Raw genomic sequence first — 11,039 nt, 5'->3', positions numbered from 1 at the left:
AGGTGAACAGGAAAGCCCCAAGCCCGCCATGATCAACAGACCGGCCACGAAATAAATTCATGCGGCCAGATCTTGATCCAGAAGAAATAGAAACGACGGTGCATCATATCGACCAACACCGCCTGATCCGGCAGGTTCGGCCCGCGATCCCATCGGATCCAGGGGGGTCAGATAATAGATCGCCAGGGTCACCCCCATGATCCACCATTTCAGGCGGCGGAACATGCCGGACACCCGACGCGGGAAAATCGGCTCTCTGGCGGCATAAAGGCTTTGATTTGTCATGATGTTATCCTGTTCGCAGGCCCCTGATACGCGGGCCGGTGGGCGCTTGCCTTGATCTGGATCAAGCAAGGGCCCCGAAGCGGCGTCGTTTTGCGAACAGGACCGCTTCGGGGGTGGCTGCCGCGCATATGGCGGCCGCCAGTCTGTCTACTCGCCTCCTCCCAAGGAATGCGTCATAGACAGAAACAGCGCGAATATCGGCCTGACCAAGGCGTTGGCCCCAGGCTGGCATCACACCGTAGCGCGCATTGCGTACGGTTTCTTCCACTGTTTCACGACTTCCGCCATAAAGCCAGATCGCATCTGCCAAATTTGGCGCGCCCAGCTCGCGGTCACCTTGGGCCGTATCGCCATGACAGGCGCTGCAATTGTCGGCAAAGACCGTTGCCCCCTGTTCGGCCAGGGCCTTGTCGAAGTCCGGCGATGACAACCCATAGACATATTCAACCACGGCATGGATGTCTTCGTCTTCCAGCATGTCGCCAAAGGCGGGCATTTCGGAATAGCGCGCATCGTCGTCGGTGTCGTTGCGCACGCCATGGGCCACGGTGGCGGAAATGCTTTCGATGTCCCCCCCCCAGAGCCAATCGTCATCCAGCAGGTTGGGATAACCGACCGCCCCCGCCGCACCGGCACCGTGGCACTGGCTGCATTGCGCACGAAACACCGATCCGCCGCGCGCCACCGCATAACGATGCAGATCGTCGCCAGCCGAAAGCGTGGTCAGATCTGCCGCCAACAGCGCCTCGACCAGGCCCTGGTTCTTTGCCTCATGCTCGGCAATATCGGTCGCCACCGCCGCACGGGTCGAATAGCCCAGAACCCCTGCCGTAGCACCGGAAATCATCGGCCAGGCCGGATAGGCAATGGTATAGCCAATGCCCCAGACAATCGTGGCGTAAAGTGTCCAGAGCCACCAGCGCGGCAAGGGCGTGTTCAGCTCTTCGATGCCATCCCAGCTGTGGCCGGTGGTTTCCGTGCCGGTTTCTTCATCCAGCTTCTTATCGGCCATCGGATTGTCCTTTCTGCACCATCGCCTGCGACCCTTCGGGGCCGGCATTCAGGTCGGAATTCAGGCTTGCCTGTGCGTCGTCGTCGCGAAACGGGATCATCTGGGCTTCGGTTCTGGCGGCGCTTTGGCTGGGCAGATAGGCCCAGATCATCACCCCGAGAAAGAACAGGAACATCGCCAGCAAAACCCAGCTGTCGGCAACTTCCCGCAAGAGCGTATAGGTATCCATCATCTGCCCCCTTTAACGGCTTGCGTCTGGTGTGAAGGTTGAAAAATCGACCATGGTGCCCATGACCTGAAGATAGGCAATCAGGGCATCCATCTCGGTCAGGGCCGATTGCCCGTCAAAGTTCGACACAGCCGCGCCGGGATAACGTTCGACAAGCCCGTCCCAATCGCCGTCCGGGTCCGCCTGGACATGAAAATCCGCACTGGCCTGGGCAATCTGCTCGTCGCTATAGGGCACGCCGACAAATCGGTGTGTGCGCAAAAGCGCCTCGATATGATCGCTGTCGATTTCGGCATCCGACAGGAACGCATATTTCGGCATCACACTTTCCGGCACCACAGATTGCGGATCTTTCAGGTGATCCACATGCCAGGCATCGGAATATCGCCCCCCCACCCGGGCCAGATCCGGCCCGGTGCGTTTTGAGCCCCATTGGAATGGGTGATCATACATGCTCTCTGCCGCGAGCGAATAATGGCCATAGCGTTCGACCTCATCCCGCATCGGGCGGATCATCTGGCTGTGGCAGGTATAGCACCCTTCGCGAATATAGATGTCGCGTCCGGTCAGTTCGAGCGGGCTGTAGGGACGCACGCCCTCAACCTCTTCGATGGTGTTTTCCAACCAGAACAGCGGTGCGATTTCCACCAGCCCGCCAACGGTGACCACCAGCAGGGAAAAGGTCAAAAGCAGGGTCGGGCTTTTTTCCAGGACGGCGTGTTTGTCAAGAATTGCCATGATCTGCTCCTTATTCTGCCGGGACGGCGCTGGCGGAGGGGGTCGGCATCCGGGCCTCTGCCGGGCTGCCGCGACGGATGGTCATCCACATGTTCCAGCACATGATCACCGCACCGCTGAGGAACATGACCCCGCCCAATCCGCGCACCACATACATCGGGAATTTTGCGCTGACCGTGTCGGCAAAGGAATTCACCAGGAACCCTTGATCGTCGACTTCGCGCCACATCAAACCTTCCATGATGCCGGTCACCCACATCGAGGCCGCGTAAAGCACGATCCCCAAGGTCGCGAGCCAGAAATGCCAGCTGATGGCAGACAGGGAATACATCTGTTTGCGCCCCCAAAGCTTGGGTGTCAGGTAATAGAGACAGGCAAAGGTGATCATGCCGTTCCAACCAAGCGCGCCGGAATGCACATGCCCGATGGTCCAGTCGGTGTAATGCGACAACGAGTTCACCGCGCGGATCGACATCATCGGCCCTTCGAATGTCGACATGCCATAGAACCCAAGGCTGAGCACGAACATCCGCAGGATCGGGTCGGTGCGCAGTTTGTCCCAGGCGCCTTGCAGCGTCATCAGACCGTTGATCATTCCGCCCCAGCTGGGCATCCAGAGGATGATCGAAAACACCATGCCCAGGGTCGATGCCCAATCCGGCAGCGCGGTGTAATGCAAATGGTGTGGACCTGCCCAGATATAAAGGAAGATCAGCGCCCAGAAGTGAATGATCGACAGTTTGTAGCTATAGACCGGGCGACCCGCCTGTTTCGGCACAAAGTAATACATCATCCCCAGGAACCCGGCAGTCAGGAAGAAGCCCACCGCGTTGTGGCCGTACCACCACTGGGTCATCGCATCTTGCACGCCCGAGAAGACCTGCACAGATTTGCTGCCCCAGATGCTGACCGGGATCGACAGGTTGTTGATCACATGCAGCATGGCAACCGTGATGATGAAGCTGAGGAAGAACCAGTTCGCCACATAGATATGCTTTTCACGGCGGTGAAAGATTGTGCCGAGATAGACCGCCAGATAGGTCAGCCAGACCAGAGTCAGCCAGAGATCGACATACCATTCCGGTTCGGCATATTCCTTGGACTGGGTTGCCCCCAGCAGATAGCCGGTCGCCGCCAGCACGATAAACAGCTGATAGCCCCAGAACACAAACCAAGCGGCCTTGCCGCCCCAAAGCCGCACGCCGCTGGTGCGCTGCACCACGTAAAACGATGTCGCGATCAGGGCATTGCCACCAAAGGCAAAGATCACCGCACTTGTATGCAGCGGGCGCAAGCGGCCAAAGTTGGTGAACGGCTGGCCCCAATCGAAATTCAACGCCGGAAAGGCCAGTTGAAAGGCAATGAAGGTGCCGACCAGAAAGCCGGCAATCCCCCAGAATGCGGTGGCAATCACACCGGCCCGGATCACACCGTCAAAGTAGATGCCCTCTACCGGCGGCGCGGGCGGCGCTTCGTCGATCCGGCGCAACACCCGGACAAACATCACAAAGGCGATCAACATGATCAGGACCGCATGAACCTGATATGCCAGATCATGCGCCCAATTCACGCCAATCGCGGCAAAGAACGTGACCAACGCCAATAGTATTAATTTTATATAGTCCATTCAGACACCCCTGATCTTAACAGAGCACCGAAAAGACGCTCCTGTTCGCAGGGTGGTTTTAGGGGTCGGCAAATCTATGCCTTGATCTGGATCAAGGTCGCAATTCCCGACCGGCCTGTGCCGCCGAACACATGGCCGCCGAACACATGCCTGTGCAAAAGGAACTTAACTGACCAAGCCACCATCGGCGTCGTCACCCGTCGCCAATTGCAATCCGGGCAGATCCAGAACCTCAATATGGTGACGATCGGAAAAGCCGATCATGCCTTCTTTTTTCAAAGCCGAAAAATGGCGACTGACCGTTTCCAATGTCAGACCAAGGTAATTCGCGATCTGATCCCGTGTCAGATACAGGATGAACTGGCCGCCCGCCTCCTGGTCCTGAACCGTGGCGCGCCGGGCCAGCATTTCGATAAAGGTCGCAATCTTTTCCCGCGCGGTCTTGCGGCCCAAAAGCAGCATCCATTCGCGCGCGGCGTCCAGCTCGTCCAAGGCCAGCTCCATCAGGCGCTGCGCCACATGCGGCGTGTCTTCGACCAGTTTTTCAAACGGTTTGCGATCAAAACAGCACAAGGTCACATCGGTGGTCGCCGTGACGTCGAATTCGATTTCCTGACGTCCGGGTCGGCCAATGAAATCCGATGGTAAAAGCAGACCCACCATCTGGGTGCGACCGTCCTCAAGGGTTTTTGACAGCGTCGCCGCCCCCGTCACCAGCGAGGCCACAAATTGCAACGGCTCACCACGCCACAGAATGACATCGCCAGCCTTGAAGCTGCGATAGGTCTTCATCCCGCTCAGCAGCTCCAGCTCCTCCTCGTCGCATTTCGCACAGACCGCACGATGGCGGATCGGGCATTCCTGACAGCGGACCGAGGTTAATTCGGGAATTGGCATCTTGTTGATCTGCATCAATGTGGACCTGATCGTTGCATGATCAATCTACAGTATGAACATTCCAGAGCAACTCCGAAAGCACGGGCTCTTTGACGCACGTGTGCCGCGCTATACCAGCTATCCGCCGGCCAATCACTTTCGCCCGGGCGAAGGTCATCGGCATCAATCCGACTGGCTGAATGCGGTGCCCGCAGGCAGCGAGATTTCGGTCTATATTCACATTCCGTTTTGCAAGCGGCTGTGTTTCTTCTGTGCCTGCCGGACCCAGGGCACAAAGACGCTGCGCCCGGTGGACGCCTATGTCGAGGTGCTACGCCGGGAAATTGCAAATGTCCGCAAATGCCTGCCTTCGGGCGTGAAAATGGCGCGGCTGCATCTGGGGGGCGGCACACCCACCATTTTGTCCCCCGCCACCATGGCCCTGCTGCTTGATAAGGTCTTTGCCGCGTTTGCCCCGACCACCGACATCGAATTTTCGGTCGAAATCGACCCGACCGAAGCCGCGCCGGAGCTATTGGCGACCCTGGTTGATTTCGGCCTGAATCGCGCCAGCATCGGGGTTCAGGATTTTGCCGCGGATGTGCAGGACGCCATTGGGCGGCACCAATCCTTTGAACAGACCGACCGCGTGATCCAGCAATTGCGCGGTCTGGGGGTCGACAATATCAATCTGGATCTGCTGTACGGGTTGCCACATCAAACCAGCGACAGCTTTGCCGCAACTCTGCAACAGGTGCTGTCGCTCTGCCCTGATCGTCTGGCGATTTATGGCTATGCGCATGTGCCGTGGATGTCGAAACGTCAGGTGATGATCGACGCGGCAAGCCTGCCCGATACCTATGCGCGTTTCGATCTGACCAAATTGGCCCAACAGGCCTTTGTCTCGGCGGGCTATGACGAGATCGGCATAGACCATTTTGCGCTGCCCTCTGACGGGTTGGCCATTGCCGCCCGGGCCGGTCGGTTGCGGCGCAATTTTCAGGGCTATACCGATGACACCACCCCGACGCTTGTCGGTCTTGGCGCATCGGCAATTTCCAGATTTCCGCAAGGCTATTCACAGAATGCCGCCGCCACCTCGGCCTATCTCGACCGGATCGCAAGCAGCGGATTGGCCGGGCACAACGGCTATGAAATGCAGCCGCAGGATATTCTGACCGCGCGTGTGATCGAGGATCTGATGTGTTGCTTCGGTTTTCGGGAAACCCGGCTGCTGGCGGATTTTCCCGAGGAGAGAGAGGCAATTCATGCCACGGGCATTGCCCTGATGCGGCAATTTCCGGATGCGTTTTTCATCGCCAAGGGCGGGTTGCAGATTCGCGAAGATTTCAAACCCCTCGTGCGGGTGATTGCCAGCCGGGTCGATGGGTTTCTGGCCCAGAACTCTGGCGCATGCCTCGGCGATCTAGCCGAGCGGCGGTGTAATAAATCAAAGGCCCTGCGGGCGCAAAAGGGGGCCAGCCCCCTCGGCCTTTGGCCTCACCCCCGGGATATTTTTGGTCAGATGAAATCAGCGGGACCGTACATTGCATGGCCGCAGGATGTGGCCGTAGGAGAGCCCGCCGCGGTCGATGCCTAAAAAAACAGCGTATCACCAGGAAACGCCCCAAAGTTCACCCGCCCAGCATTTACTTTCCCGCGCCAAGCCGCACATCTGAGGCTATGAACCAACCGATTTCGATCACCATTGTGGAACCGGACCGCGATCGCGCCTTGCTGATCGTGGACAGCCTGCGCACGGCTGGGGATTTTGACATTCAGGTCATCTCCGAGCCGACCAGCCTGGCCCGCCAGAATTCAGGCCCGCCAACCCGACATGGTGCTGATCGACATCGAGAACCCGTCGCGGGACATGTTGGAGGAGCTGGCACTGGCCTCTGGCCCGTTGGAGCGGCCGGTCGCCATGTTTGTGGACCGTTCGCCCGAGGGGCTGTCGACCGCTGCGATCGAGGCCGGTGTGTCGGCCTATGTGGTCGACGGGATGCAGCCACAGCGGGTCAAAGCCGTCCTGGACGCCGCAATCACCCGGTTTCGCATGTTTCAGCGGATGCGCACCGAGCTGGCGGAAACAAAGCGCGCGTTGGAAGAGCGCAAGGTCATCGACCGTGCAAAAGGTATGTTGATGAAGGCGCGCGGCATTGGCGAAGACGAAGCATATGCGCTGCTGCGGAAAACCGCGATGGATCAGGGCAAGCGGGTTGCCGATGTGGCTCAGGCGCTGGTCACTGCGGCGGGGTTGTTGTCATGAGTCTGACAACACTGTCTGTCGGGTTCATCCCGTTGGTGGATGCTGCGCCATTGGTTGTGGCCCAGGAAATGGGATTTGCCGCCGAGGAAGGCATTTCGCTGGATCTGCGGCGCGCGCCGTCGTGGTCTTCGCTGCGGGACATGCTGAGCTTTGGCCAGGTTGATGCGGCGCATATGTTGTCGCCGGTGCCGGTGGCGACGGCAATGGGGCTTGGTGGGGCTGGCGCGCCGCTGTCGGCGGTTTCGGTCCTGTCGGTCAATGGCAATGTGATTGGCGTCAGCCGTGATCTGGCCCGGCGCATTCACGATGGCGGCCACGATTTCGGGTTCCGCGACGCCCGCGCCGCTGGCATGGCCCTGATTGGGGCTGCGGGCGGGCGGTTGCGCATTGGCGTGCCGTTTCCGTTTTCGATGCATGCCGAGCTGGTCTATTACTGGCTTTCTGCGCTGGGCCTGCCTGCCCCGCAGAGCGTCGACATCCGCACCGTGCCGCCGCCGCTGATGGCGGATGCGATCCGCGCGGGTGAGATTGACGCATTTTGCGTGGGCGAGCCTTGGGGCAGTCAGGCGGTGGAAACCGGGATGGGGGAATTGTTGCTGCCCTGTTCCGCGATCTGGGCCTTTGCCCCGGAAAAGGTCCTGGCTGTGCGCAGCGATTGGGCGGCGGCGGAAAATGCGCTTTTGGGGCGGTTGATCCGGGCGGTCTGGCACGCCGGGCGCTGGCTGGCGGATCCTTCGTCCCATAGTTTGACGGCGGAAATCCTGTCGCGTCGCGAATACCTGAACATTGCGCCGGACATTCTGGATCGCGCCTTGTCGGGTCGGCTGGTGCTGTCACAAACCGGTCAGGAACGCGAAGTGCCGGGATTTGTCGAATTCCACGCCGCTGCCGCGACCTTCCCCTGGCGCAGTCAGGCAGAATGGATCGGCCAGCAATTGGCGGCGCGCACCGGGCTGGATCGCGTGACCGCGAAAACCGCCGCGCGGGCGGTCTATCGCAGTGATCTGTATCGGACCGCGCTGGCGGGGCTGAATGCGCCTTTGCCAACCGCTTCGGCCAAGATCGAGGGCGGCGTCAGCGTTGAAACCGCCGTTGCGACCGAGACCGGGCGGCTGATTCTGCGGCCTGACGGGTTCTTCGATGGCCGCGTTTTTGATCCCGACCTGATTTGATGCCCATTTTTTGCGCAGCCGCAGCATTGACTGCGCTGCGATGCAGAATAATCGCCGCAAAACGCCAACTTCTCTTTGCGCATTTTGCCAATCACCTGTCATAAATAAGTCATCGGCAGGCAACGATGCCCGCTGCTGGAATTTCCCTCAAAGATTTGAGGATCATGAGCAAAGCCGCTCGACCCACCGCCAGACAGGCAGTGTGAGTTAGCGGCTTTTTTATTTGCTCGGGTCCTTCCTCCCGCCCGGGCACAAATCAAAAGGAAAGACAGATGAAGAAACTCCTCCTTGGCCTTGCGGCATCCACCGCCCTTGTCAGCCCCGCATTTGCGGAGCTTGATCTGGAAAAAGACGAGCTGACATTTGGCTTTATCAAACTGACAGACATGGCACCGCTGGCTGTGGCCTATGAACAGGGGTATTTCCTGGACGAAGGTCTGTTTGTCACGCTGGAGGCCCAGGCGAACTGGAAGGTTCTGCTGGACGGCGTGATTGGCGGCCAGTTGGACGGCGCGCATATGCTGGCCGGTCAACCGCTGGCCGCGACCATCGGGTTCGGCACCGAGGCGCATATCATCACCCCGTTTTCGATGGATCTGAACGGCAACGGCATCACGGTTTCCAACGAGATCTGGGAGCAGATGAAGCCGAATATCCCCGCCGATGCCGAGGGCAAGCCAATTCACCCGATCAGTGCCGAGGCGCTGGCCCCGGTGGTCGAGAAATACAAGAACGACGGCAAACCGTTCAACATGGGAATGGTTTTCCCGGTCTCCACCCACAACTATGAACTGCGCTACTGGCTGGCGGCCGGTGGTCTGCATCCGGGGTTTTACAGCGGCGAAAACATTTCCGGCCAGATTGGTGCCGATGTGCTGTTGTCCGTGACCCCGCCGCCGCAAATGCCGGCCACACTCGAGGCGGGCACCATTTATGGCTATTGCGTGGGCGAGCCATGGAACCAGCAAGCGGTGTTCAAGGGCATCGGCGTGCCGGTGATCACCGATTATGAGCTGTGGAAAAACAACCCGGAAAAGGTTTTCGGCATCTCCGCGGAATTCCAGGAAGCCAATCCAAACACCACCCTTGCCGTGACCAAGGCGCTGATCCGTGCGGCACAATGGCTGGATGAAAACGACAACGCTAACCGGATGGAGGCGGTCGAAATCCTGTCGCAGCCGGAATATGTCGGTGCCGATGCCGAGGTGATCGCCGCTTCGATGACCGGGACGTTTGAATACGAAAAGGGCGACAAACGTGCGGTTCCCGACTTCAACGTGTTCTTCCGCTACAACGCGACCTATCCGTTCTATTCCGATGCGATCTGGTATCTGACACAGATGCGCCGTTGGGGCCAAATCACCGAGGCCAAGCCAGACAGCTGGTATGATGAAGTGGCCAAGTCGGTCTACAAGCCGGAAATCTATCTTCAGGCCGCCCGTATGCTGGTCGACGAAGGTCTGGCGAACGAGGCTGATTTCCCATGGGACAGCGATGGCTACAAAGCCCCGACCCCGGCGGGCGATATCATTGATGGCATCGCTTATGACGGCAAGACCCCCAATGCCTATCTCGACAGCCTGCCGATCGGCCTGAAGGGCGAGCAGATGGTTGTTGGCACCGAAGTCAAAGGCTGAGCCAAACCAAAGGCAGAGGCCCCGGATCCTGTCCGGGGCGCGATCACCGCGAGACGCGCGCGCCCCGGACATTGCTCCGGGGCCTCCACCAAACCCCAAGGGGACAAACACATGACCACCGTAGACCCGAATTTCACTGACGCCGAAGCGCGCGAAGCCCGCAAGGAACGGCTTTTCACCCGCATCAATGCGGCGGACAAATGGTTCCAGGTGCTGGGCCTGAGCTGGGCCACGCCGGTGCTGAAAGCCGCCGCCGGGGACAACCCGAAAGCACAGGTCAAGGAGATCTGGCGCCTTCTGGTCGTGCCGCTGATCGCCATTGCGATTTTCCTGTCGCTCTGGGCCACCCTGGCGCCACGGGTGCAGACATCTCTGGGCGCGGTGCCCGGCCCGGCCGAAGTCTGGGTCGAAGCGGTCAACCTGCATGAAGATGCCGGGGCCAAGGCCGAAAAACGTGAAAAATTCGAAGCTATGGTTGCCAAACGCAACGACAAGCTGATTGCGGATGGTCGCGCGGACGAGGTCAAAAACGTCGCCTATACCGGCGCGCCAAGCTATTACCAACAGATCTGGACCTCGATCAAAACCGTGTTCTTTGGCTTCCTTCTGGCCACGGTGGTCGCCGTTCCACTGGGCATCATGGCCGGTCTGTCCCCCACCGCAAACGCCGCGATCAACCCGCTGGTGCAGATCTTCAAACCGGTGTCGCCGCTGGCATGGCTGCCGATCGTGACGATGATCGTTTCCGCCGTCTATGCCACCAATGATGGCATGTTCTCGAAATCCTTTCTGATCTCGGCCATCACCGTGACGCTTTGTTCGCTTTGGCCGACGCTGATCAACACCGGTCTGGGTGTCGCCAGCATCGACAAGGATCTGGTCAATGTGTCCAAGGTTCTGAAAATGAACACCTGGACCAAGATCACCAAACTGGTTCTGCCCTCGGCCCTGCCGCTGATCTTCACCGGGTTGCGCCTGTCGCTGGGTGTGGGCTGGATGGTGCTGATCGCTGCCGAAATGCTGGCCCAGAACCCTGGCCTTGGCAAATTCGTCTGGGATGAGTTCCAGAACGGCTCGTCCTCCTCGCTTGCCAAAATCATGGTTGCGGTTCTGACGGTCGGCATCATCGGCTTCTTGCTGGATCGGGTGATGTTCGCATTGCAATCCCTCTTCACATTCTCGAACAACCGGTGA

At 59.3% G+C, this 11,039-nt stretch carries 7 protein-coding genes and 4 pseudogenes; 5 read left to right on the top strand and 6 right to left on the bottom strand.

Features of this window, described 5'->3' with window-relative positions; all coding sequences use genetic code 11:
- The 6 genes and pseudogenes from AC0L4F_RS05865 to fnrL all read right to left on the bottom strand — a co-directional run.
- Positions 1-285 (bottom strand): annotated as a pseudogene (locus tag AC0L4F_RS05865) (cytochrome c oxidase accessory protein CcoG); the annotation flags it as partial.
- Between the two features lie 147 nt (positions 286-432).
- Positions 433-1,297 (bottom strand): annotated as a pseudogene (gene ccoP / locus AC0L4F_RS05860) (cytochrome-c oxidase, cbb3-type subunit III).
- Entirely contained in the window at positions 1,287-1,529 is a 243-nt protein-coding gene (locus AC0L4F_RS05855) for a cbb3-type cytochrome c oxidase subunit 3 (protein ID WP_336623637.1), read from the bottom strand. Before AC0L4F_RS05855 ends, ccoP begins: the two are co-directional and overlap by 11 nt.
- Positions 1,530-1,538: 9 nt before the next feature.
- On the bottom strand, positions 1,539-2,264 hold the full coding sequence (gene ccoO, locus AC0L4F_RS05850) for a cytochrome-c oxidase, cbb3-type subunit II (protein ID WP_244686269.1): 726 nt from the start codon (positions 2,262-2,264) through the stop codon (positions 1,539-1,541).
- 10 nt (positions 2,265-2,274) lie between these two features.
- The gene (ccoN, locus tag AC0L4F_RS05845) at positions 2,275-3,891 is read right to left on the bottom strand and encodes a cytochrome-c oxidase, cbb3-type subunit I (RefSeq protein WP_244686266.1); all 1,617 of its coding nucleotides are present in this window, start codon (positions 3,889-3,891) and stop codon (positions 2,275-2,277) included.
- 165 nt (positions 3,892-4,056) lie between these two features.
- Complete coding sequence (fnrL, locus tag AC0L4F_RS05840) at positions 4,057-4,788, bottom strand: transcriptional regulator FnrL (RefSeq protein ID WP_244686373.1); 732 nt, start codon at positions 4,786-4,788, stop codon at positions 4,057-4,059.
- A gap of 52 nt (positions 4,789-4,840) precedes the next feature.
- On the opposite strand from fnrL, the pseudogene hemN reads away from it, so the two are divergent.
- The 5 genes and pseudogenes from hemN (at position 4,841) to AC0L4F_RS05815 (ending at position 11,039) form a co-directional block, all read left to right on the top strand.
- A pseudogene (gene hemN / locus AC0L4F_RS05835) lies at positions 4,841-6,197 on the top strand (oxygen-independent coproporphyrinogen III oxidase).
- A gap of 253 nt (positions 6,198-6,450) precedes the next feature.
- Positions 6,451-7,036: pseudogene (locus AC0L4F_RS05830) on the top strand (ANTAR domain-containing response regulator).
- Positions 7,033-8,208 carry a CmpA/NrtA family ABC transporter substrate-binding protein gene (locus tag AC0L4F_RS05825; RefSeq protein WP_244686264.1) on the top strand — a complete coding sequence of 392 codons (1,176 nt, stop codon included), beginning with the start codon at positions 7,033-7,035 and terminating at the stop codon, positions 8,206-8,208. Before AC0L4F_RS05830 ends, AC0L4F_RS05825 begins: the two are co-directional and overlap by 4 nt.
- Positions 8,209-8,480: 272 nt before the next feature.
- Positions 8,481-9,845: a CmpA/NrtA family ABC transporter substrate-binding protein gene (locus AC0L4F_RS05820; RefSeq protein ID WP_244686262.1), complete on the top strand. Its 1,365-nt coding sequence runs from the start codon at positions 8,481-8,483 to the stop codon at positions 9,843-9,845.
- A gap of 111 nt (positions 9,846-9,956) precedes the next feature.
- Positions 9,957-11,039, top strand: a complete 1,083-nt coding sequence (locus tag AC0L4F_RS05815) for an ABC transporter permease (protein ID WP_244686260.1) — start codon at positions 9,957-9,959, stop codon at positions 11,037-11,039.

The sequence above is a fragment of the Marinovum sp. J2-8 genome (assembly GCF_055808435.1).
This window is presented reverse-complemented; position numbering and strand designations above follow the sequence as displayed.